A 24308-nucleotide genomic window follows, 5' to 3' on the forward strand; every position below is an offset into this window, starting at 1 on the left:
CGTCATTCCCGCGAAAGCGGGAATCCAGTTTGGCGTTTGGCGCTATGGACAAGCAGTTCTGCGTTTACATCCTGGCCAGTGGAAGATCGAGCTGATCGAAGCTCAGAACCCGGACTGGCGAGACCTCTATGACGAGATCGTGTAGCGCTGGTGGGTGGTAGCGAGCCGGTGCCGTGGATTCCCGCTTTCGCGGGAAGGACAAATTGCGTCCCTTTCGGCCATGGGCCTCGGCCTGACAGTACACAGTACTGTCAGACTGGTGAGGATTTGCCCGGTCGGCTGCACGTTACCCACAGATTTGTCGCACACCCGCGCCAAGAGAGCACCAAGGCCATGCTCGATTTCTGCGCCGCTATGCTGTATGCGCCGGAAGTCCCTCGCTGCCGCGCTGAGCAGACTTGGGCGACGGAGCACTACGGATGAATCTGAGGAGCCAGACCGCCATTGCCGGCCTCGGCATCACCAAGCAAGGCAAGGTTTACGACTACAATCACGTCGGCTTCGCCGTCGAAGCGGTTCGCCTGGCGCTCGCAGATGCCGGCCTGCGGCGGGAGGACCTCGATGGCCTGCTGCTCAATCCCGGCCTGAGCTGGGGCGAGGCGGCAATGGGATCGTTTCAGCTGCAGCAGGCGATGGGTTTGCGCGACCTGCGGCTATCGTCGGTCATGAACGCCGGCGGTGCCTCCGCCGCTGCCATGATCCAGCACGCGGCGCAGGCGATCGCGGCCGGGGTTTGCACCACCGTGGCCTGCGTCTTCTCCGACGCGCCCCTCAAACCGCCGGCAACCAAGGCGGAGAAGAAGGACGGCGGCGGCTCGGCGGGCGCCTACGGCTTTGCCCGCGGGCTCGACGCCGCCTATGGCCAATTCGGCGTCAACGCGCTGTACGCGTTGGTGGCGCAGCGCCATATGCACCTCTACGGCACCACCAACGATCACCTCGGCGCTATCGCCGTGGCGCAACGGCAGTGGGCCAACAAGAATCCGCAGGCGCAGTTCTACGACACCCCGATGACCATCGAGGACTACCGCCGCTCGCGCTGGGTGGTGGAACCGTTTCATTTGTTCGACTGCTGCCTGGTATCCAACGGGGGCTTGGCCGTGATCGTGACCGCGGCCGAGCGTGCTCGTGATCTGAAGAAACCGCCAGTGTACATCCGCGGTATGGGCCAAGGACACCCCGGCGGTGATCCGGGTGAAACCCTCGCCTCCGGGGCGGTGCTGGCGAAGGCGACCGCCTTCACCATGGCCGGCATCGCGCTGTCCGATATCGACGTCGTCGAGCTCTACGACTGTTACACCTTCACCGTGCTGGTGTGCCTGGAGGATTACGGCTTTTGTAAGAAGGGCGAAGGCGGCCCGTTCGTAGCCGACGGTAAGATCGCCCCCGGGGGCTCACTGCCGGTGAACACCGGCGGCGGGCAGCTTTCGTCGTTCTACATGTGGGGCATGACGCCGGTCTCCGAGGCCGTGATTCAACTCCGCGGCGACGGCGGAGCGCGGCAGGTGCCGGGAGCCGGTGTCGCGCTCGTGAGCGGGAACGGCGGCATTCTGTCGACCCACTCGACGCTAGTGCTAGCAGGCGCGCCTTGAGGGAGGTGAACATGGCAGAGTACGGCAAACCGGTTCCGGCAATCACCCCGGAGATGCGGCCGTTCTTTGCCGCCGCCAAGCGCCACCAGTTGGTGGTGCAGCGCTGTTGCGGCTGCGGTACCCATCGCTTTCCGGCACGTGAGCTGTGCTCTAACTGCTGGTCGCGCGAGGCCGAGTGGGTGGCGGTGTCCGGCACCGGCGAGATCTTCAGCTTCAACGTCATGCACCAGGTCTACCACCCCGGGTTCGCCGCCGAGGTGCCCTACGCCGTGGTGGCGGTGAAGCTGAAGGAAGGCGCCAAGATGACCTCGAGTCTCGTAGGTGTGAAACCGCACGACATCCGCATCGGCATGCCGGTGCGGGTGGTGTTTGAAGACCTCACCGACGAGGTCACGCTGCCGAAGTTCGCGCCAGCATAACCGAATGTTCTGACGCGGAACGCGGGCCGCCTAGCTCGCCACCGGCGCTGCCGCTTGCAGCCACGGCTCCAGGTCGCGTAGCGCACCGGCCTCGTCGCCCGCGACGGTTACGCCCTCGAATAACCACCATTCCTCCGGCGCGATGATCGCCTCGCCGGGCTTGAGTGTAAGCAGCGGGCCGAGGTTCTCGACCTCGATGAACTCGGCCGCCGAATAAATCTCGACGGTGGCACCGCCGTCGGGGTAGGTGGCGCGCGGATCGTGCGAGAAGCGCTTGAGGTACAGACTGTCACCGTGCAGATAGGCCGCCCAGCCCTGCTTGGTGTCGACGCCGACCTTGCTCTCGTCGGCGCGCCGGCGGCCGGCTCCAGCCGCAGCCGGCAGTACTTCGGACTGATCGACCTGCATCAAGCGATCGCCGAACTGATAGCGGCGATCGGCCAGCTTGGTGTAGCTCCACAGAATCAGGTGGCGGGTGTCAGAGAACGCCGCCGGGTTGCCGACATCAAACGGCACCAGAGCGCGCCCGCCCGGTCGCATGACCGAGAGGCTCCACGCCGCGCAAGTAATGTCGTGAGCGCTGATGTTCTGGATGCGCGAGACCACTCGCGCACGCGGCTGCTCGGCAATGAGCGAGACCTCGAGGCTCTTCTGAATGCCGGCGCGCGGCTGTGGCGGGCCGGTTACCCGCACCGTGGCGGGCCCGATGACCTCAGCGGTGCAAGGTTGGTTGTCGGGGGCGTAGGTCGTGGCAGCGTCTTCGGGTGCGATCCACAGTCGCCAGCCACCGCGCAATACCCAGTTCGACTCGCCGGTGCTGCCGGTCTCGGACGGGCGCAGGTAAAAAACGTTCGCGCCGCCCCGCCGATGGAAATCAACGATGCGCGGGCCGATCGCGCTGGTAACTACCAGTTCCACGGCCGCGTTACCGAGAATGTACGAGTCGGGCCAGCCGCAGTAGTGCTCGCGGCGTAGGTTGGGCATCTAGTCCGCTCCTGCTCGGGGGGGCGCGACGCCCTGGCGACACGGTTCACACGCCTGCCCGGGCAAGTCGATTCGACCGGCGTCCATTGACTCACAAGGGGTGTAGCAATCGCCGCCCGGGCGCTTTATCATAGTTCCATGACCGACACCGCTCCGCAGGCCGCCGGGCTGGCACCGACGCTCTTGCTGTCGATGCCGCAGCTGATCGATCCCAACTTCAAGCGCACGGTGGTGCTGCTGTGCGAGCACAACCGCGAGGGGGCGTTCGGCCTGGTGCTCAACCGGCCCACCGGAGCACTGGCGGGCGAGGTGGTGCAGCTCGATCCGCCGGTGCACCAGCGCAATGACCAGCAGATCTGGGTGGGCGGACCGGTCGAGCCCCAGCGTGGCTGGATCCTGCTGGCACAGGCGCCCGCCAACACCGATGCCGTGCGGGTGACGGACGGGGTCTACTTGTCGGCCTCGCCGGCTCTCCTGCGCCAGCTGCTGGAAAACCCCACGCCGCAACGCACGCGATTCCTGGTCGGCTATGCCGGCTGGGGTCCGGGCCAGCTCGACAACGAACTGCTGCAATCCGCCTGGCTGACCGCCGACGTCGATCTCGACATCGTTTTCGACACTGCGGCCGAAGCGATGTGGGAAGCCGCGATCCGCCGCCTCGGGGTGGACCCGATCGCGTTGCAGATGAGCCCGGGCGTACACTGAGCCGGCCTCGTTCAGCCGCGGCGCAATACCTGCCCGGCCCGCGAGTCCCGATCAAATACGCCGTCGCGAACCACCACCGCGCCGTTGAGCACCACCGCCGTGATTCCTGAGGGCCGGCGATCCGGCGCGCTGCGGGTGGTGTTGTCGCCAACGGTTTCCGGATCAAAGACGACCAGGTCCGCGGCCAAGCCCCTAGCGATACGGCCGCGGTCGCGCAGGCCCATGCGGTCAGCCGACAAACCGGTCATACGGCGCACCGCCTCCGGCAGCGACAGCAGCCGCAGTTCGCGCACGTAACGGCCGAGGATGCGCGGGAAGGTCCCATACGAGGCCGGGTTGTCGAAGCCGTTGCCGGTGAGGATGGTGTCGGTCTCGAAGCAGGTGCGGGCGTGCTGCAACACTTTGCGCAGGCTGGTTTCCTCCTCGCCGCGCCCGCTGTAGTTCCAGTTCAAGATGCGCGTCTGGCTGCCCAGCTCGCCGACGAGGTCGAGATAGGTTTCGGTGGCGTCGGTGCCGCGCTCGCGGGCGATGTCGGCGATCGTCATGCCTTGGTAGCGCGCCAGCTCCGGTTTCGGCACCCACAGAATCTGGGTGTCTTCCCAGCGCATACCAAGATGGGGCAGCACCCAGTTGAGGGTGCCGGCGACCCGCTGGCGCTGCTCCGGGTTGGTTACCGATTGTTCGAGGTTGTTGAGCGTCCACGGCGGCATGAAGACCACCAGCGTGGTGTTGCCGCCGACATACGGGAAAGCATCCCAGGCGATGTCCACGCCTTGATCAACCAGGCGGTTCAGGTGTTCGAGCACCGGGTCGGTGGTCGGCCAAGTGGTGTCGCCGACGAAGATGAGATGCGAATGCTGCACCGGTACACCGTGGGCGCGAAACACCGCCGCGGTCTCATCCACCGAGCGCAGATTCGATGGTACTTGCGCGGAATCATCGAAGTTGCCGAGAGCGATGTAGCTGCGGCCGTGCGAGGTGTAGACCCCGCGGCGCTCGCGCAAGGGCGCGGTGACGCCGAGCAACTCGTCTTGATCGGCGAACACCCCCGGGGCGTAACCGAGCCCGGTCGACAGGCCGATGGCGCCCTCGTCGAGCGCCGCGCGCGCGAGATCGGCCATTACCGCCACCTCGGCGGCGGTGGCCGGCGAGCCGTCGAACTGCTTGACCGCCGCGCGCAGGGTGCCGTGGCCGACAAGTTCGGCGACATTGAGCGCCAGGCCCTGCCGTTCGAGCAGCGCTAGAAAATCGCCGACACTGGTCCAGGCATAATCAAGGTCGTCGTCGTGCAGCATCCGGCCGAGCAGCGGCACGAGCGTGCGATTGCCCGCTAGAATAGGGGCCGGGGAGAAGCCGCAGTTGCCGCCGACTATTGTCGTCACACCTTGTTCCAGCAGCGGCGCCAGCACCTCGCCGTGATTGGCCAGCGGTACCACCCAGTCGCTGTGCGAGTGCATGTCGATGAAGCCCGGGGCGATAACCTTGCCGGCGCAGTCAATCGTCGCGCGCGCACTCGCGCCGCCGAGATCGCCGATCGCGGCTATACGCCCGCCCGCCACCGCTACCGACGCGGGGACTGCGTTCGCGCCGGTGCCGTCGAGCACGCTTCCGTCCTTGAGGATCAGCTCATAGTCCATGGCGCCGACCATCGCACGAAGCCGCCGCCGCGGCAACGTCGCCGCCTGCTGGTGGTTGCGGGCGTTGCTTCCTCGATGCCAGGGCGGTACGGTCAGCGCATGCACCCGCGCGCAGTCGATTTCGCCGTCGCCCCGTTCCTGGTGATTTGGGAAACCACGCAGGCGTGTGACCTAGCCTGCCGCCACTGCCGCGCCTCGGCGCAGCCGGCCCGGCACGCCGGCGAGTTGACGACCGAAGAAGGCGAACGATTGCTGGCCGAGACTGCCGAAATGGGAACGCCGGTGTTCATCCTCAGCGGGGGCGATCCGCTCAAGCGGCCGGATCTCTACCGGCTGATCCGGCGCGGCAAGCAGCTCGGCCTGCGCATGGGGACGATCCCGGCGGCCACCGAGGCGCTGACCGAAGACATCGTCCGCCAACTGAAGGAGACCGACCTGGATCAGATGGCGGTGAGTCTCGACTTCCCGAGCGCGGAGCAGCACGATGCCTTTCGCGGTGTTCCCGGAGCATTCGCCCGAACCATGGCGGCCATCGAGTGGGCGCACCGCCACCAGTTGCCGCTGCAGATCAACAGCACGTTGTGCGGCCATTCGGCGCCGTTCCTCGCCGAGATGGCCGCTTTGGTGGAGCGGCTCGGGATCGTGTTCTGGGAGGTATTCTTCCTGGTGCCGGTCGGGCGCGGCGAGGCCCTCGGCGGCTTGACGCCGGAGCAGTGCGAGGAGTTGTTCGAGATTCTCTACCGGGTCCAGAAGCAATCACATTTTGTGGTGAAGATCACCGAAGCGCCGCACTACCGGCGCTACGTCGCGCAACGCGAGGCGGCCCAGCCGGGGCAGGCACCCGGGGCGGCGTTACCGCAGCTGCTACAGCGCTCGGAAGGACCCGGGCACACGGTGGGGTTGGCGCCGCGGGGGGTAAACGCCGGCAATGGCTTCGCCTTCGTGTCGCACACCGGTGACGTGTTTCCGAGCGGGTTCTTGCCGGTGTGCGCCGGCAACGTACGGGCGCAACCGCTGGCGGCGATCTATCGCGACTCCCCGTTGTTTCGCACGCTGCGTGCTCCCGACCTGCTACTCGGCCGTTGCGGGCGCTGTGAATATCGCACCATTTGCGGCGGCTCGCGTTCGCGCGCTTATGCCCTGACCGGCAACTACCTGGCCACCGACCCGTGGTGCGCCTACGAGCCCGCCGCCGCGCAGCCGTCTCCTTCCTGAGAGCGTTCATAACTCGATTCCCTTCTGTCCGGAGGCGCTCACTCTGCCCGCAAGAGGCGCTTGGCTGACATCTTCGCGGCTGCGGAAGGCGTAGCCGAGCACTCTCCTCTTTTCGGGCCTGGCTACCTGCCCTCACATCACTTGGGGGGCTGGAGTCAGGTGGTGATGGGCTCCACTGCGGCTTTCTGGCGGGTTACGGCGAGCGGGAAGCAGATGAACACCGCGGGGTCGCCGCCAGCACGATGCAAATGCGCTTGCGGCTGGGCGACCGGTGTCATGTGCTGTCGCCACCGCCGGCGTGTCGGCTGAGCGCAGAGCGCGCGTTGAAGCCCAACCGGGGATGAAGCGCCCGGCTCGCCACCCTGCTGCGCTTACGCCACCTGGTGCTGGGCTTCGGCGGCGAGCGCGGGCTTGACGTGACCGATCACACTCCAGCGGTTGCGATAGGGCGCGTAGCGGCCGCGGTAGGGCTTGCCGGCACCGTGCAGGCTGAAGGTCGGCCCCGAGATTTCCGCGGACGGAATCACGAAGATCTCGTCCGCCGCCCGCCGGCGCTTGGCGATGCAGACGAAGACGTCGCAGTAGCGCTTGTCGAAGTGCCCGTGACGGTGGAAGTTGAAGTTCCAGCTCTTGTAATCGTAAGCGTAACGCTTGCCGCCGACGGTCACCGTATGGGCGTAACGGCCGGGATAGGCGATGCGCAACGCGACCCGAACGGCGCTGTTGACCAGCAGGTCGTAGCCCGCGGTGCGTGACACCTCGCTCACGTCCATGCCCATTCGGCGCAGCCGAGTGGCGGTGGCCGCGCGTGCCAGTTGATGCTTGTACTGTCGATTCATGCAAACCGGTCGCACGCAAAAACCTCGGCCTACGCCCAGGTTTCCCGACATCCCGACAACAGATTTTCCGCAACCCTACGCCAGGGGATCAGCGCCGGTGCTTTGGACTATAGCGGCGGCTTTTTGCACTCGCAATGGAAAAATTCGGCGCGGCCGATTTTGTTCTCAGGGAGTCGCCTCGGGCAGTCGCGGCGTAACGAAGAGGCCGTTGCGCTCGGCGTCGAACGGACCACTCCACCGGCTGTGGTGACACGGCGGAATCGGCCCCTCGGCGAAGAAACCGCCGTCGGCCGCGACGATGGCGCGATAGCGCGGGCGCGTAGGACCCAGCACCCGCTCGGTCTCGGCCCCGAGGTCGGCGACCCAACCGCCATCGGGATGCCAGGAGTCCGCCTCGGGGTCGTATACCCACGAGCGCCCATCGTAGGTGATGATTCGTTCCCCTCCGCCCACGCCTTGACGCACCTCGATGCGGTGCACCTGAACTTGGCGGACGCGGTACGGCCAGCATGGCAGCAAGCTATCGTCGGGGACCACGACTCCTGGCAGCAAGGCCAACAGATTCCAGCGAAACTCGGCCGTGACACGCCGGCGCTCCCGCGGCGGCAACGGTAACTGTTCCAGCTGCCGCAAGACCGCCTCATGGTGAGTGGGGTCAGTCTGCAAGGCAAGCCGTAAGGCCTCAATCGCGTCGTTGCCGTTGCCCGCTTGGGCGGTGAGAGCGGCAAGATTCAAATAGCGCTCGGCCTCAGCGCGTTTTCCCCGCTCTGCTGCCGGGGCGTCGCTGAAGGCGTGGTCAATGAGCCACTGCTGTTCACGCAGCGCCTCGTCCAGCTTGCCATCGGCTTGGGCCTCCTGGAATGCGCGGCCGTGCCGTTGCCAGGCCGTGCTGCAACCGGCAGAAACCAAAAGCAGCAAGATCACCGCGAGGCGCATGGCACAACAGTATATCGGCAACTGCCGCTCACGGGAATGCACAATCCTGACTCTGCCGACTCTGCAGCTTTGCCCTGATCGCCCGGCGTTCAAGACGGACGCGAGCCCTGGTCTGCGGGTTGTCTGCGGGTTGCGCGGGATTGCCTCGCCACCACCCACGCACTAACATACGAGCCTTCACATGACTCGGCGGGTGTACCTACAGAGCCTGGGCTGCCCCAAGAACCAGGTGGACAGCGAGCACATGCTCGGTTTGGCAGCGCAGGCCGGGGCCGAGATCGTCCTCGATCCGGCTGAGGCTGACGTGCTGGTGGTGAACACCTGCGGCTTCATTGGTGAGGCCAAAAAGGAATCCATCGAGGCCATTCTCGAACTGGCCGGGCTCAAGCAGGGCAGCCCGGGCAAGCGCTTGATCGTCACCGGCTGCTTGGTGCAGCGCTACGGCGCGGAACTGCAACAGTCGCTGCCCGAGGTCGATGGCTTCTTGGGCACGGGCGACTTCACCCGCTTGCCGGAACTACTCGACGGCGGCCCCGTTGACCTCAGCGCCTACCGGCATGCGGCCCATTTGCTGCCAGCTGCGGAGGTGCCGCGGGCGCGTTCGGGCCATTTTTTCAGCGCCTACCTCAAGATTTCAGAGGGCTGTGATCATCGTTGCAGCTTTTGCATCATTCCGCAGATTCGCGGCCGTCACGAGAGCAGGCCGTTCGATGCGGTAATCGCTGAAGCCGAGGCGTTGGCCAACGACGGCGTGGTCGAGTTGAACTTGATCGCGCAAGACCTGACGGCGTACGGCAGGGATCGGGGCGACGACTCGTCACTGAGCAGCTTGCTGCGCCGTCTGGCACGGATCGACGGTATCCAGTGGGTGCGCTTGCTGTACACCTACCCGCGCTACGTTAACGATGAGCTGCTCGACACCATCGCCGGCGAACCGAAGGTGTGTCGCTACATTGACCTGCCCTTGCAGCACATCAGTGACCGCGTGCTCGCCGCGATGCGCCGCGAACGCAGTGGGAGCGCGCTCAGGCAGCTGGTGGGTCACATGCGTGCACGGGTGCCGGGCGTAACGTTGAGGACCGCGTTCATCGTCGGCTTCCCGGGCGAGAGCGATGATGATTTCGCCGAGTTGCTGGCATTCGTGCGGGAGAGCCGTTTCGATCACGTGGGCGTGTTCCGCTACTCCCGCGAAGAGGGAACCGCGGCGGCCGACATGGCGGAGCAAGTCCCTGCCCGACTCAAGCAGCGGCGCTACCACCGCCTGATGACACTGCAGGCCGGCGTGGCGGCGGAACTGAATCGAGCCCGGGTCGGCGGCATCGAACCGGTATTGGTCTGCGGCCAGGACGGAAACGGACGCTGGTACGGCCGCACCCGTGGCCAAGCACCTGACATCGACGGCGTGCTGTATCTGAGCCAGCCCGAGTCGCCCGGGGCGATTGTGCCCGCCCTGATCCGCGACTCCACGACTTATGATCTCGAGGGAGAGGTGATACCCGGTTGACAGCGGGGCGGATTGCCTCTAAATTCCGCCCCCCTTGAGAGGGCCACATGCGCAAAGCACTATTGAAAAGTGCGCGCGAACGACTGCTGGAGATGCGGCGGCAGGTGTTGCGCGAGATCGACAACGACCTCAAAGAAGGTCGTGAAGGCACCAAGAACGACGGCATGGACACCTACGACCTGGCTAGCGAGGAACGCGATCGTGAGATCAGCTTCATTCTGAGTGATCGCGAGCGCGAGAAGCTGCAGGCAATCCAAGAGGCGCTGGAACGAATCGAAGGCTCCAGCTACGGCATCTGCGACAGCTGCGAGAGCGAGATTGCCCCGGCCCGCCTCGAAGCTATGCCCTTTACCCGCTTGTGTGTCAGCTGTCAGTCCGACCGCGAGAAAGAACTCAAACAGTCCCGCCGCTTTGAGGACGAACGCGCGTATCGCAAACTGGGCGCTACCGACGTCGACGAAGACAACACGTAGCACGGCTCAACGCCCGCAGCGCCTGTCGCCCTAATGGCGCTTCGGATCGCGGGCGATATGTCATCTACGATCGCCAATCAGCGAGAGTCCTTGGCTGCCCTCTTCGCCACCGCAGTACGAGCGGTGGATCCGGCGGCGCTGGTTGCCCTGCGGCTGCGACGTGACGGGCAGAGGCTGAGCGTCACCGGCACCGGCGCGCAGTGGAGCGGGCCAACCCTGATCGCCGGCGCCGGCAAAGCCGCGGCACGAATGGCGCAAGCGGCAGCGGCCACACTCGGTGCCGAGCTGGCTGGCGGTGTGATCGTGTCTCCGCACGGAAGCGGCGCTGGCATTGCCGGTATAACTTGCCGCGAAAGCGGCCACCCACTGCCGGATACCGACGGCGAGTCTGCCACCCGCGCCCTGATCGACGCCCTTGCCGCCCAGCCGCGGGCAGCCGTGCTCGCGCTCATCAGCGGCGGAGCGTCGAGCCTGCTGGTGCAGCCGACAGCGCCGGTTACCCTGAGAGACAAGATCGCCACCACCGCCGCGTTGCTGGCTTGCGGGGCCGATATCCGCGAGTTCAATACCGTGCGCAAGCACTTGTCTTTAGTGAAGGGGGGCGGACTGGTGCGGCTGGCGCGCGGCCGGCCGCTAGTGGCGCTGCTGCTTTCCGACGTCATTGGCGATGATCCCGCCACCATCGGATCGGGGCCGACCGCTGCTGACCCGACGACTTTTGCGGATGCGCTCGGCATTCTGCGGCGCTACCGCATCCTTCAAAGTCTGCCGGCATCGGTGCGCACCGTGCTCCAGGCCGGCGAGCGCGGTGAGCTGCCGGAGACGCTCAAGCCGGACAGCGCCGAGCTTGACGGGGTGACCAATGTGGTGATCGGCTCAAACCGGATAGCGCTAGCGGCCGCGGCCGCCGCTGCCCGTGACGCCGGCTACCAGACGCTAACTGCCGCCGCGCCGTTGTCGGGGGACACTACCGCGTCGGCGCGTACCTACGCCGACTGGGTGCGCCGGGAGAGTCAGGCAAGGAAGGGACCGCTTTGCCTGCTGGCGGGCGGCGAGACCACCGTCCGGCTCGGAGCGAGCCCAGGCCAGGGCGGCCGCAACCAGGAATTCGCCCTCGTCTGTGCCGCGGCAATCGCCGGCCAAGACCTCGCCGTTCTGAGCGCCGGAAGCGATGGCATCGACGGCCCGACCGACGCCGCGGGAGCCTTCGCCGACGGCACCACGCTAGCGCGAGCGCGCCATTGCGGCCTGGACGCAGCCGCGGCGCTTGCCGCTCATGATAGCTACCGCTTCTTCAATGCCCTCGGGGACCTCTTTCAGCCTGGAGCAACCGGTACCAATGTCATGGACATTAAGATCGCGTTGGCCGGTTGAGTACTTGGCCCAGAGCACGCCACCTCGCATGAAGGCGTCTGGGGCGTGCGGCAACTCACCGATTGCATCTGGCCGCCGCCGCCTTGCTTGGCCGGGCGAGGTGTCGTAGGCGTGGGCCTGCGAAGGAGCGAGGATGCGGACAACGATGGTCTTATCCTGTGTCGGGCTGCTATTGGCGGTCATCGCGGCGGGCGCGAGTGCGCTGCCCGCGGAGGTCGAGCGCGCCCTGGCGACGCAGAAGCAGATTTGGGTCGCCACCAGCCGTGCCGATGGCTCGCGCAGCCAGGCTGCGCCGATTTGGTTTTGGTGGGATGGCACCTCCCTGTACTTCTCGACCAGCCCCACCAGCCACAAAGCCAAGCGTATCCGCAAAGGCAGCCCGGTGTTCGTTTCCGTCGAGGGAAAGGACGGGCCATTCTTGAGCGGCAAGCCGGAGATCATAACCGACCTGCAGCTGGTCGAGCGCCTCGGGGGCGAGTATTCCAACAAGTACTGGCTGGCCTGGCTCGGCCTCTTCCGCCCGCGCGCCACCCGCGTCAGTGCCGGCAAGACGGTAGTGGTGAAGGTCGCTCTGGCCGCTCCTGGCAACGGCTAGCGCCAGCGGGCCGGGCTCAGAACCCGGTTGACTCAGGGCGTCAAATCCGCATACTGAACGTTCAGTATGGAGCTGACGACCTCCAGTCGCGGCCAGGATTCACGGCGTGAGTTGCTCAACGTCGCCATCGACTGTTTTGCCCGTTACGGCTACCAGGCCACCTCGATCGATCGGATCGCGCGCGAAGCCGGCGTCACCAAGGGCGCGCTCTATTACCATTTCAAGGACAAGGCCGACTTGCTCTCCGAAGCCGTCAAGAGCCGGGTGGGCCAGTGGGAGCACCGGGTCGTCGAGGAAGTCCGCCCGGTCAGCAGCGCCGCGCAGCAGTTGCGCCGGGTGGCCGATGTCTGTCTCGAACACGCCACCAAGAGCAATCACCGCCGCATGATCATCACGTTGATGGTGGAGGCGCTCGACACCAATGCGCCGCTGTCGGCGGAGTTTCGCGCCATGATGCAGCGCTTCCGCGAGTTTCTGAGGCTGGCAGTGGAGAGCGGGCAGCGCAGCGGCGAGTTTCGCGCCGATGTTGATTCGCATACCGCCGCCGAGGTCTATGCCGGCGCGGTGATGGGCGCCGAGATCCAGTACTATCAAGACCCGACGGCGATCTCGCTGAACGCTACCCTCGACGCTTTCCTGGCACAGTATCTCGGCTGGCTGAGCGCCGGCTTGCAGCAAAGTAATCACCGCCGCTCGCAGCCGACGGCGCGAGCAAGAAGGAGTTGAACCATGGTGAGTTTCCAACCGGGTGAGGAGCAACAACTGATTCGCGAGACGGTCGCAAGTTTCGCCCAGGAGCAGATTCGGCCGGCGGCGCACGAGGCCGATGAAGGCGGCGCGATTCCCGATGGCTTAGTCCAGCAGGGCTGGGAATTGGGACTAGCCACCAGCGCCATTCCGGAGGCTTTCGGCGGAGTCGGCGAGCCCATTTCAGCAATGACAGGTGCGCTCGTCTGTGAGGAACTGGCCTGGGGGGATCTGTCCATTGCCCTGCACCTGTTGGCCCCTCGCCTGCTCATCTACCCGGTGGTCTTGGCGGGCACGGCCGAGCAACAAGAACAGATTCTTCCCGCCTTCACCGGCAACAGCTTTCGTGCCGCCACCGCGGCGGTGATCGAGCCGCGCTTCGGCTTCGACCTCAACGAGCTCAGCACCACCGCCCAACGCAGCAACGGCAGCTACGTGCTCAGCGGCAGCAAGTGCTTGGTCCCCATCGGCGGCAGTGCCGAGCAGACGCTGGTGTACGCCGGCATCGAAGGCGGCGCGGGCGGCTTCATCGTCAACAAGGGGGCGGCCGGCATCAGCCGCATCGAGCGGGAAAAGAACATGGGGCTGCGAGCGCTTGAGACCGATGAGATCGACCTCGATCGCTGCACGGTTCCCGCCGCCGGCCGGCTCGGCGGCGATAAGGGCTGCGACTTTGCCGCGCTCATGAATCGCTCCCGCGTCGGCCTGGCGGCACTCGCCGTCGGCGTCGCCCGGGCGGCTTTCGAGTACGCCCGCGATTACGCCAAGGAGCGCAAGGCGTTCGGTGTCGCCATCGGGCAAAAGCAAGCCATTGCCTTCATGCTGGCGGAGATGGCAACCGAGATCGATGCCACGCGCCTGCTCACCTGGGAGGCCGCGTGGAAGATCGACCGCGGCGAAGCGGCTACCCGCGAGGCCGTGCTGGCCAAGCAGTACGCCGCCAACATGGTGCTCAAGGTCACCGATAACGCGGTTCAGGTGCTCGGCGGTCACGGCTACATCCGCGAGCACCCGGTGGAGCGCTACCTGCGCAACGGCCGCGGCTTTGCCACCTTTGAAGGTTTGGTGATGATCTGACCGGCCGCACGGCCGGCAGCAAGAGTTAGAGACCAGGTTCGACAGAGGTAACTGTACAACGGAGGCTTCCATGATCGACTTCGAACTTCCTGCAGATATCACCCGCAGCCGCGACATGATCCACATGCTCGCCGAGCAAGCCATGCGGCCGATCTCGCGCGAGTACGACGAGCGCGAGCACGAAAAGCCCAGCGAGTTCCTCGAGCTGATGTGGAACGCCTCGAAGGCGAGCCCGGTCAACATCGGCGGTGACGGCAAGGCCGCGAAGAAAGACGCGCCCTCCACTCGCAGTCTGATGTCGGCGGTAACGATCGAAGAGCTGTCCTGGGGCGACGCCGGACTCTACCTCAGCATCCCGAACCCCGGCCTCGGCGGCGCGGCAGTGGCGGCCGCCGGTACGCCCGAGCAGAAGGAGCGCTTCCTGGCGCGCTTTCGCGACGGTGAACCGAAGTGGGGCGCGATGGCGATCACCGAGCCGGGTTGCGGCTCCGACTCCGCCGCTGTCAGCACCACCGCCGTGCGCGACGGTGATCACTGGGTGCTCAACGGCACCAAGATCTTCGTTACCAGCGGCTGGATGGCGGTGGAGAAATCGGACGGCTTCGTCGTGGTCTGGGCCACGGTCGATAAGTCCGCCGGGCGCGCCGGCATCAAGGCCTTCGTGGTCGAGCACCACACCCCGGGCATGACGGTAACGGGCTTGGAGAAGAAGCACGGGATCCGTGCTTCGGACACCGCTACGATCGTGCTGGAGGATTGCCGCATCCCGCTCGACAACCTTCTCGGCACAGCCGAAGTGAAGAAGACCACCGAGGGCTTCAAGGGCGTGATGGCCACTTTCGACTCCACCCGCCCGATCGTAGCCGCCAGCGCCCTCGGGATCGGCCGGGCCGCGCTCGACCTCACCCGCGAGGAGTTGGCGAAGGCCGGCGTCACCATCCGCTACGGCGCGCCGCCACACAAGCTCACCGCGGTCGAGCGCGATTTCATGGACATGGAAGCCAACCTACAGGCGGCTCGCCTACTCACCTGGCGCGCCTGTTGGATGATGGACCAGGGCATGCGCAACAACCTCGAAGCCTCGATGTGCAAAGCCAAGGCGGGCTTGGCGGTCACGCAGGTGACGCAAAAGGCCGTCGAGATCCTCGGCCCGCTGGGCTACTCGCGCAAGCTCCTGCTGGAGAAATGGATGCGCGACGCCAAGATCAACGACATCTTCGAGGGGACGCAGCAGATCAACCTGCTCATCATCGCCCGGCGCATTCTCGACTATTCGAGCAAAGAGCTGAGTTAGCAGCCGGACTGGTTACAACGGATTAAACGGATTGAACGGATTCGAACGAACCGCGAATTCCTCAACTAAACCCGGCGCTCTTCCATTCTCCGATCCGCCGATCCGTTTAATCCGTTGTAGTCTTCGACTTTTAATCCGTTGTAGTCTTCGACTTCCTCAGGCGCCGATCTTCTCCACCTCCAGCCGGGTGCCGCGGTCGTTCTGGCCGGGCTCGTTGGCGATCGGCATCGGGCGCAGGTGGAAGTAGCCGCCGGCGAGCTGGATCGGGTTGATCGGACTCGGGATCGCCACTTGATGTGACTTGTGGCCGGCGAACATGAACGGCTCCCAGGCGTGGTAGACGATCACCTGCCCGGGCCGCACCGCCGGTGACACCTTGGCCTGAATCTCGAAGGCACCGATGTCATTGCGGGCACGAACGCGCTCGCCGTCTTTGATCCCGCGCCCGTCGGCGTCCTTGCTGCTCATGTACATCACCGGCTCGCCACGCTGCAGGCGCAGCATGCGCTTGTCCGACCGCCACATGGTGTGGATCGACCAGCGCGTGTGGCCACCGGTCATTTGCAGCGGATAGTTGCCGCCGATCGGCGGGTTATCCTTGTGCACCGGCAGCTCTTCCCCCAGCTCGAAGTACAGCTCGTGGTCGATGTAGAACTGCATCCGCCGGGTCATCGTCGGCCACACCATCTTCTGCTCGGTGTGCCAGGTGTTCGCCGTGATGGTCTCGTCGGGCTTGATGTCGGCAGCGATACCGATGTTGAGCATGCCCATGCCGATACCGGTGTAACGGGCGTAGCCCTTCTCCTTGAGCTGCTCCCAGTTGGTGCCTTTCAGATTGGAGGCGAGGCCAACCATGTCGTTCATGAACTTGTCGGCGTCATGCTCGGTGTAGCGCTGGCCGAAGGTGAAGGTGTCGTAGATCCCGTCGAGCTGGCGTTCCTTGCCGGCGCGGTCACGGAAAGTGGTCTGCCCGCGGGCAACGGCTTGCTCCTGCAAAGTCTTCATCAGCAGACAGTGCCACTCCCACTCGTCCTTGCACTCGCCCAACGGATCGACCGCCTTGGTGGTCGGGTGCGCAAACGGCGAGATCGGCGTCGCCCACGTCAGGTCGTCCTTCTCATAATAGCCGGAGGCCGGCAGCACGTAGTCGCTCTGCAAACCGGTGCTGCTCATCCGCCAGTCCATGGTGACCATGAGCTTGAGCTTGGGGAGCAGATGCTTGAGGAGCTGGGGATAGCCGCGCACGCGGCGGAAGATGTTGCCGCCCTCTTCGAAGACGATCTTGGGCGGCGTCTTGGGCGCGATCTGCCAGCCTTTGTCGATCGCCTCACGCACGTACGAGTCGATCTCGCGTTTGAGGTGCGGGTCCCACGCCCGCGTGTGGCCGTAGAGTTCCTTGAGGCCGCCGTGGAGGTAGAAGAACAGCACCGAGGAGACGAAGCCGCCCTGGGTGTACATCGCGCGGGCTTCCTCGTAGAGGAACATCTCGTCGGTGGCGCCGTCCCACTTCGCCTTGAGGTACTTCGGCGCGTTCTCCGCCGCCAGCGCGACCATGCCGATTTGCAGCGGCAACGCCGGGGCCACGCCCATCGCCTCCGCCGAGTCGATGGTGAGCCACGGGAAGGCGTTCATGCCGCTGCCCTTCTTGCCGAAATGGCCGCAGAGGGCGAGCACGAGGAACTGCACCCGCTCCATTTCGAGCCCGTGATAGAACTTCGAGAAGTTCGACTGGGTCAGGATCGTCGCGGCCTTCGCCTTCGCGATCTCACGAGCCGCGCGGCGGAGCAGGTCGGGCCTGACCCCGGTGATCCGCTCGGCGGCCTCGGGCGCATACTGCTTGACGTGCTCGCGTAACCGGCTGAATACCGGCGTAACGGTCGCCTCGCCGGCGGTGGTGTGCACCTTGAACTCGCCTTCCAGTGCGGGCCGCACGGGCTCGAGCGCGAGCGTGGTCTTCGAAGAGGGCTGCACGCTTTTCGAGGTCAGATCGTAGAAGAAGAACACATCGTCGGCACCGCCCGGTTCGAGATCGCTCTCGCGCAGAAAGCGCCGCGTGTCTTTGCGCACCAGCAGCGGCAGATCGGTTTGCTCGGCGACGAAAGCGGCGTCGTAGAGCTTCTCCTCGATGATGACGTGTGCCATCGAGAGGCCCAGCGCGGCGTCGCTGCCGATGTTCACCGGCAGCCACAGGTCGGCGTGGATGGAAGATGGGTTGTAATCGGGCGCGATGCTGATGACGCGCGCGCCGCGGTAGCGGGCTTCGTTGAAGAAGTGGGCGTTGGGAATCTGCGTGTAGAGCGGGTTGCCGCCCCACAGCAGGATCACGTCGGAGTAGAACCAATCGTCGGCCGAGCTGGCGAAGCCGATCTTGCCGCACGTCGCCGCCGCGCCGGGGTGGTGATCGCCGATCTCCGCGTTCATGTCCAGGAACGGCGTGTCGAGCAAGAACGAGGTGCGCACCAGGCCGATGCCGTGGCAGCCGTTGGTGGCCGCGGTGCCCAGGTCCCAGTAGATGGCGCCGGGGCCCTGCTCCTTGATGACGTCGAGCATTGTGCCGGCGATGTCCTTGAGCGCTTCGTCCCAGCTCACGCGCTGCCACTTGCCCTCGCCGCGCGCGCCGGCGCGCTTGAGCGGATACTTCAGCCGGTCCGGATCGTACATGCGCTGGCTGTAGCAGGCGCCCTTCTGGCAGCCGCGCGGGTTGAAGTCGGGCACGGCGGAGTTGGTCGGGGTATAGCTGGCGACCTGCTCCTCGCGCAGGACGAGGCCGTCCTTGACGAAGACGTTCCAATTGCAGCCGCGCTGGTACCAGCAGTTGACGTAGTGGGTCCCCTTGGCGATCTTGTCCCAGGTCCATTTCCTCCGAAGGACATCTTCCCAGGTGCGGTAGGATGGCACGGGCGGCAAGCCGCCGCCGGCCGCACCGGCCGCAGCAGCAAAGGACAAGCGGCCGAGCGACAGCGTGAACGCCGCCGCGCCGCTGCCGCGGAGGAATTGTCTGCGGGTGATGTTCAGGCTAGACATGTACCCTCTCGACTTCGACGCGCGTGCCGCGGTCGCACATGCTGGGCTCGCCGATGACCATGGTGGGCTGCAGGTGGTAGTAGCCGCCGGCCAGCTGGATTGGATTGATTGGCGCCGACGTCAGCACTTGGTGGGAGCGCTGCCCGGCGAACTGGAACGGCTCCCAGGCGTGGTAGACAATCACTTGCCCCGGCCGCACTGCCGGTGACACTTTGGCGCGGATCTCGAAGTCGCCGATGTCGTTGCGCACACGCACCGACTCGCCGTCGGCGATGTGCCGCGCTTCGGCATCGGTCGGGCTCATGTACATCACCGGGCCGCCGCGTTGCAGGCGCAGCATCGGCGCGCTGTCGCGCCACGCGGCGTGAATCGACCAGCGCGTGTGTCCGCCGGTCATCTGCAACGGATAGTCGCCGCCGATCGGCGGGTTGTCCTTGTGCACCGGCAGCTCCTCGCCTAACTCGAAATACCAATCGTGATCGATATAGAACTGCATGCGCCGCGTGAGCGTCGGCCACACCATCTTTTTCTCGGTGTGCCAGGTGTTGGCGGTGATGGTCTCGTCGGGCTTGATGTCGGTGGCGTTGCCGATGGTGACCGGACTCATACCGACGGAGGTGAAGCGCGCGCAGCCGTCCTGCTTCAACGTCTGCCAGCTCGTGCCGCCGATGTTGCTGTTCACTTCGAGCAGTGCGCTGAGCAGAGCTTCGGGGTCTTCTTCGGTGTAGCGCCGGCCGAAGGTGAAATCGTCGTAGACGCGATCGAGCCGCCGCACCTTGCCCGCGCGGTCGGTGAACGTCGTGAGCCCGCGCGCCACCGCCCGCTGCTGGATCGTCTTCATCAGCAGGCAATGGATGACCCAATCGGCCTTGGCCTCCTTGAGCGGCTCCGCCGCTTTGGTGGTGGCCTGTGAGAACGGTGCGTGCGGCGTGGCCCAGGTGATGTCGTCGCGTTCGTACCACGCTGCCGCCGGCAGCACGTAGTCGCTGTAGCGTGCGGTGTTGCTCAGGCGCGAGTCGACTGTCACAAGCAGTTTGAGTCGAGGAAGCAAGCCGTCGATCAGCCGGTCGTAACCGCGCACGCGCCGCAGAATGTTGCCGCCGACCTCGAAGAAGATCTTCGGTTCGGTTGTGGGCAGCAACTGCCAACCTTTCTCGACCGCCTCGGTCAGGTGGGCGTCGAGATCGCGCTTGAGGTGCGGGTCCCACCGGCGCGAGCTGCCGGTGAGCGGCGCCAAGGCGCCGAAGCGGTGAAAGAACAGCGTCGCCGAAAGGAACCCGCCCTTCGCGTACTCCTTGCGGGTCTCGCCGTAGATGAACATCTCATTGGTGTGGCCCTGCCACTTGGCGTGAAGCCAGGCCGGCGCCTTCTCCAGGCCGACGGCCGCGAGCGCCAGCTTCATCGGCAGCGCCGGCGCCACCCCGGCGGCTTCGTTGGCGTCGGTGGTGAGCGACGGGAAGGCGTTCATGCCGGCGCCCTTCTTGCCGAAGTGCCCGCACAGCGCCAGCACCAGCAGCTGCACCCGCTCCATCTCGACGCCGTGGTAGAACTTGGAGAAGTTCGACTGGGTCATGATCGTGGCCGCCTTGGCCTTGCCGATGCGACGGGCAAGGTGGCGGATCAGATCGGCAGGCGTGCCGGTGATCGCCGACGCCTTATCCGGCACGTACTCCTCCAGCCGCTCGCGCAACAACGAAAACACCGGCGTCACGGTCACTGACCCGCTGCGGGTCTTCACGTCGTAGTCGCCGTCCAGTGCCGGCTTGATCGTGTCGAGTGCCAGCGTCTTTCTCGGTGCGGCCTTGATTTGCTTGGAGGTCAGGTCGAACACGTAGAAAGCGTCGTCGGCACCGTTCGATTCCACGTCGCTCGCGCGCAGGAATCGGCGGGTGTCTTTGCGCACGAGCAGGGGCAGGTCGGTCTGCTCCGCGATGAACGCGGCGTCGTGGAGATCTTCGGCCACGATCACCTGCGCCAGCGACAGGCCAAGGGCGGCGTCGGTGCCGATGTTCACCGGCACCCACAGATCGGCGTGAATCGCGGAGGCGTTGAGGTCCGGTGTGATGGTGACCACGTCGGCGCGGTGGTAGCGCGCCTCCATGATGAAGTGCGCGTTGGGAATCTGCGTGTAGACGGGATTGCCGCCCCAGATGAGAATCAGGTCGGAATAGAACCAATCGTCGGCCGAGCTGGCGAAGTCGATCTTGCCGCAGGTCACGGCCGTGCCGGGATGATGATCGCCGACCTCGGTGTTGAGATCGAGGACGATGGTGTCCAGCAGGTTGCGGGTGCGAAAGAGCCCGACGCCGTGGCCGCCGCTGCTGTTGCCGCCGCCCATGTCCCAGTAGATGGCGCCGGGGCCTTCGGCGCGCAGGACGTCGATCACGCGGTCCGCGATATCGGTGAGCGCCTCGTCCCAGCTCACGCGCTGCCACTTGTCGTCGCCGCGTTGGCCGACGCGCTTGAGCGGATGCGTCACCCGGCTGGGATCGTACATGCGCTGGCTGTAGCAGGCGCCCTTTTGACAACCGCGCGGATTGAAGTCGGGCACGGCGGCGTTGGTCTGGGGATACTTCCCGACCTGTTCCTCGCGCCATACGAGCCCGTCCTTGACGTAGACGTTCCAGTTACAGCCGCGTTGATACCAGCAGTTAACGTGGTGCGTGCCCTTGGCGACTTTGTCCCACGTCCAGCGCTGGCGATAGACGTCCTCCCACTTCGCGTACGCGGGCGGGCCGGCAGTCGCTGCGTGTGCGGCAGCGGCGCCGCTTGGCCTGACGCCCAGGCGCGTGAGCGAGAGGCCGAGGGACGCGGCTCCAGCGGTCTCCAGGAACTGGCGCCGCGTTAGCGTCATAGCCCGCTTCCCGCCCTCACGCCTTCTGCAGCTCGACGGCGGTGCCGCGTGGGTTGTGGTGCGGGCCGGCGTAGAGGAAGCGGTAGTGGAGCTGGCCGTACTCGGCCATGTGCAGCGCCTTCCACGCCGACGGCACCGGCTCTTGATTGCCCTGCCAGTTCTTGAACTGGAACGGCTCCCAGGCATGGTAGATGATCACCTGCCCGGGCTGCACCGACGGTGAGACTTTCGCGAGCAGCTCGCAGCTGCCGGCGTCGTTGAAGACGCGCACGCGATCGTTGTCGTGGATGGCGCGGGCGGCGGCATCGGCGGCGCCGATGTAGACGTACGGCTCGCCGCGCTGCAGGCGCATCATGGTGTTGTGATCCTGCCAGATGGAGTGAATCGACCAGCGCGTGTGGCCGCCGGTGAGCCGCAGCGGGAAGTCGCCGCCCATCTTGGGCGGCTCCTTGTGCGCCGGCAGCTCCTCGTGCGCGGCAAGGTACCAGTCGTGGTCGATGTAGAACTGCTGCCGCCCGGTCAGCGTCGGCCACGGCTGCTTGTGCTCGACGAACCACTGGCAGGGATAGATCGAATCGCCGGGCTCGTAGTCGCTGCACAGGTTGGTGTGGGTGCGGAATGGCCCCACTTCCTTGATGCGCACGGCTCCCTTTTCGACCGCTTCCTCCCACGAGACGCCCATCTCCGGCGAGCCGTCGGCCACACCCTGGTAGAAATTCAAGTCGTCCTCGGGTGCGAACTTCCCGTTCTTCGACCACTCGTCGTACAGCTTGGTGAGGTCGCGCGGCTTGTCCTGGCCGTCTTTGACCACCGACACGCCCTTGGCCGGCGCGCGCTCCGCGATCTTGCGCGCCAGCAGTCCGAAGATCTCCCACTCGCTCTTCGATTCAGCTAGCGGCTCGACCGCCTTGTCGCCGACGGCGTAGTACGGCACGTAGCTCTGTGCGTACTTGATGCCGCGCCGCTCGTAGTAGCCGCAGCCCGGCAGGACGATGTCCGACTTGGCAGTGGTGACGGACATCTTGAGATTCACACTGACGATCAGATCGAGCTTGGGCCACAGCGTCTTCTCGATTACTTGCGGCGACGGCCACCGCCGCAGCGGGTTGACGCGGGTGTGGATGTACATGCGCGGGGTCTTGCCCGCCTTCGGGTGCAGCGGCAGCCAGCCTTTGGCGACGGATTCCTGGACCGCCTCGGCCAGTGGCTTGCCGGGATTGGCGTCGTGGTAGAGGGGGTTGTTGACGACGTCCTTCAACCCGCCGTGTTCGTAGAGGAACAGGAAGGCGGGCATGTCCATGTACATGTACTTGCGCTCGTAGTCGCGCGTGAACCCGATGATCTCGCGCACGGTGGGTTTGAACGCCTTCATCAGCGCCTTCTGCCACCACTTCGGTTGTTCGCGAGCGAGCAAGGTTTCGAGGCCGCTCAGCATGTACCAGGCGCCGACGCGGATGCCGGTGCCACGCCGGCCGCAGTTGCCGGTGAGCGCCAGCAGCAGGAGCATGGCGCGTTGGAACAGATCGCTGTGGTGATGCTTCATCATGCCCCAGGAGCCGAAGACGGTCACTGCTTTCGCCTTGGCCACGTCGCGGGCGAGGTCGGTGATGACGTTGACGCTGACGCCGGTGATCTTCGCCACCTTCTCCGGCGTGTAGTCTTGCAGCCGCTGCTTGAGCCGCTCGAAGACCGGACGCACGGCCACTTTGCGACCATCGGCCAGCGTCACCTCGAAGCGGCCTTCGAGCGCCGGATCGAGTTTGCCGAGCTTCAGTGTCGTACTGCGGCCGAGACCTTCACTGCCCGGCGCTTCGGCAATTCGATTCTTCGCCGCGTCCCACAGATAGAAGATGTTGTCCTTGCCGCCCTTCTTCACCTCTGCCTGGCGGAGGAAATGCCCGGTGTCGTCGCGCACCAACAGCGGTAGGTCGGTCTGCTCTTTCACGAAGTCGGGCTTGAAGAGCCTCTCGGCGATGAGGAAGTTCACCATCCCGAGCCCGAGCGCCGCATCGGTGGCCACGCGCAGGTTCACCCACTGATCGCAGTGCATGGTGCTGGCGTTGTAGTCGGGCGCGATGCTGACCACCTTGCTGCCGTGGTAGCGCGCCTCCCAGATGAAGTGCGCGTCGGGGATGCGGGTGTACGAGGGGTTGCCGAGCCAGAGCAGAATCAGATCCGCGTGCAAGTAGTCGTCGGTGGTGCTGTCGACGTTGAACATGCCCCAGGTGAGGATCACGCCGAGCGGCATATCGCCGACCGCGGCCCAGCCGTCGAGCTGGGTACTGCCGAGGACGTTAAAGAAGTGCGATTCGCCGGCGGTGGCGGCGCAGTAACCGGCGTTAGCCGTACCGCTGTCGTAGACGACGCAGTCCATGCCGTCTTTAGCGCTGATGTCGATGATCTTGTCGGCAATCTCGGTCAGCGCCTCGTCCCAGGTGATGCGGTTCCACTTGCCCTCGCCGCGCGCGCCGGCGCGCTTGAGCGGATACTTGAGGCGCTGCGGCGCGTACATGAGCTGGCTGGTGCACACGCCCTTCTGGCAGCCGCGCGGATTGAAGTCGGGTAGGGAGGGATTGTTCGCCTCCATCACCGAGTTCTGTTCCTCGCGCCAGACGATGCCGTCTTTGACGAAGACGTTGAACGGGCAGGACGACGCGCAGTTCACCACGTGATGCGCCGCGCGCACGACCTTATCCCACACCCATTGCTGCCGGTAGACGTCTTCCCAGCCGCGGTAATCCGGCAGTTTGCCCAGAGCCGGTACCGTGGTTTGTGCACCCACGCTACTTGCCCCCGAGCGCAGGTGGCGTAGGGACAGCGCAAGGCCGGCGGCGCCGGCGGTTTCAAGAAACTGTCGGCGAGTGAGCCTCATGAGATGTGCGAGCCTCTGCCGCCTATGCCTTACGTGGTTCGAGCGTGGCGGGGTCGGTGGTGAAGGGGCCGAACAGGTTCTTCCACTCGTAGACAATCAGGGTGTCGAGGATCTCCGACTTGCCGCCGGCCTTGGTCTTGGCCATCTCCGCCTTCAGCGTCGCCAGC

General features: G+C 65.5%; 18 protein-coding genes. 11 read left to right on the forward strand and 7 right to left on the reverse strand.

Annotated elements, in window-relative coordinates:
• Positions 1-419 precede the first annotated feature (419 nt).
• Positions 420-1592 (forward strand): thiolase family protein, encoded by a 1173-nt coding sequence (locus tag HY699_05765; GenBank protein ID MBI4515306.1) that lies wholly within the window; start codon positions 420-422, stop codon positions 1590-1592.
• Positions 1593-1603: 11 nt separating this feature from the next.
• Positions 1604-2011, forward strand: a complete 408-nt coding sequence (locus HY699_05770) for a Zn-ribbon domain-containing OB-fold protein (GenBank protein MBI4515307.1) — start codon at positions 1604-1606, stop codon at positions 2009-2011.
• 30 nt (positions 2012-2041) lie between these two features.
• Here the strand turns inward: HY699_05770 and HY699_05775 are convergent, their stop codons facing one another.
• Entirely contained in the window at positions 2042-2995 is a 954-nt protein-coding gene (locus HY699_05775) for a hypothetical protein (protein ID MBI4515308.1), read from the reverse strand.
• A gap of 138 nt (positions 2996-3133) precedes the next feature.
• On the opposite strand from HY699_05775, the gene HY699_05780 reads away from it, so the two are divergent.
• Positions 3134-3700, forward strand: coding sequence for a YqgE/AlgH family protein (locus tag HY699_05780; GenBank protein MBI4515309.1), 567 nt, complete (start codon positions 3134-3136; stop codon positions 3698-3700).
• Positions 3701-3711: 11 nt separating this feature from the next.
• Here the strand turns inward: HY699_05780 and HY699_05785 are convergent, their stop codons facing one another.
• Complete coding sequence (locus HY699_05785; GenBank protein ID MBI4515310.1) at positions 3712-5337, reverse strand: amidohydrolase family protein; 1626 nt, start codon at positions 5335-5337, stop codon at positions 3712-3714.
• Positions 5338-5436: 99 nt separating this feature from the next.
• On the opposite strand from HY699_05785, the gene HY699_05790 reads away from it, so the two are divergent.
• Positions 5437-6552, forward strand: coding sequence for a TIGR04053 family radical SAM/SPASM domain-containing protein (locus HY699_05790; protein MBI4515311.1), 1116 nt, complete (start codon positions 5437-5439; stop codon positions 6550-6552).
• A gap of 371 nt (positions 6553-6923) precedes the next feature.
• Here the strand turns inward: HY699_05790 and HY699_05795 are convergent, their stop codons facing one another.
• Together HY699_05795 and HY699_05800 are read right to left on the reverse strand one after the other, a co-directional pair.
• Positions 6924-7391, reverse strand: a complete 468-nt coding sequence (locus HY699_05795) for a hypothetical protein (protein MBI4515312.1) — start codon at positions 7389-7391, stop codon at positions 6924-6926.
• Between the two features lie 165 nt (positions 7392-7556).
• Positions 7557-8327, reverse strand: coding sequence for a hypothetical protein (locus tag HY699_05800; protein MBI4515313.1), 771 nt, complete (start codon positions 8325-8327; stop codon positions 7557-7559).
• Between the two features lie 181 nt (positions 8328-8508).
• Between HY699_05800 and rimO the strand changes: the two genes are divergently transcribed.
• The 7 genes from rimO (at position 8509) to HY699_05835 (ending at position 15391) form a co-directional block, all read left to right on the forward strand.
• Positions 8509-9831, forward strand: coding sequence for a 30S ribosomal protein S12 methylthiotransferase RimO (gene rimO, locus HY699_05805; protein ID MBI4515314.1), 1323 nt, complete (start codon positions 8509-8511; stop codon positions 9829-9831).
• 47 nt (positions 9832-9878) lie between these two features.
• A complete protein-coding gene (locus HY699_05810) occupies positions 9879-10304 on the forward strand; it encodes a TraR/DksA family transcriptional regulator (GenBank protein ID MBI4515315.1) in 426 nt (141 codons plus the stop codon).
• A 57-nt stretch (positions 10305-10361) separates the two neighbouring features.
• On the forward strand, positions 10362-11678 hold the full coding sequence (locus HY699_05815; GenBank protein ID MBI4515316.1) for a DUF4147 domain-containing protein: 1317 nt from the start codon (positions 10362-10364) through the stop codon (positions 11676-11678).
• Positions 11679-11811: 133 nt separating this feature from the next.
• The gene (locus HY699_05820; GenBank protein MBI4515317.1) at positions 11812-12273 is read left to right on the forward strand and encodes a pyridoxamine 5'-phosphate oxidase family protein; all 462 of its coding nucleotides are present in this window, start codon (positions 11812-11814) and stop codon (positions 12271-12273) included.
• A 66-nt stretch (positions 12274-12339) separates the two neighbouring features.
• Positions 12340-12999, forward strand: a complete 660-nt coding sequence (locus HY699_05825; GenBank protein MBI4515318.1) for a TetR/AcrR family transcriptional regulator — start codon at positions 12340-12342, stop codon at positions 12997-12999.
• Positions 13000-13002: 3 nt separating this feature from the next.
• A complete protein-coding gene (locus HY699_05830) occupies positions 13003-14097 on the forward strand; it encodes an acyl-CoA dehydrogenase family protein (protein MBI4515319.1) in 1095 nt (364 codons plus the stop codon).
• 70 nt (positions 14098-14167) lie between these two features.
• A complete protein-coding gene (locus HY699_05835; GenBank protein ID MBI4515320.1) occupies positions 14168-15391 on the forward strand; it encodes an acyl-CoA dehydrogenase family protein in 1224 nt (407 codons plus the stop codon).
• A 156-nt stretch (positions 15392-15547) separates the two neighbouring features.
• Here the strand turns inward: HY699_05835 and HY699_05840 are convergent, their stop codons facing one another.
• Genes HY699_05840 through HY699_05850 form a run of 3 tightly spaced genes read right to left on the reverse strand, consistent with a single transcriptional unit; the run spans position 15548 to position 24141 of the window.
• Complete coding sequence (locus HY699_05840; protein MBI4515321.1) at positions 15548-18415, reverse strand: molybdopterin-dependent oxidoreductase; 2868 nt, start codon at positions 18413-18415, stop codon at positions 15548-15550.
• Positions 18408-21269: a molybdopterin-dependent oxidoreductase gene (locus HY699_05845; protein ID MBI4515322.1), complete on the reverse strand. Its 2862-nt coding sequence runs from the start codon at positions 21267-21269 to the stop codon at positions 18408-18410. Before HY699_05845 ends, HY699_05840 begins: the two co-directional genes overlap by 8 nt.
• Positions 21270-21285: 16 nt before the next feature.
• Positions 21286-24141, reverse strand: a complete 2856-nt coding sequence (locus HY699_05850; protein ID MBI4515323.1) for a molybdopterin-dependent oxidoreductase — start codon at positions 24139-24141, stop codon at positions 21286-21288.
• Positions 24142-24308: the final 167 nt, after the last annotated feature.

It is taken from the genome of Deltaproteobacteria bacterium (assembly GCA_016210005.1).
In the GTDB taxonomy this organism is placed as follows: Bacteria; Desulfobacterota; Binatia; order HRBIN30; family JACQVA1; genus JACQVA1.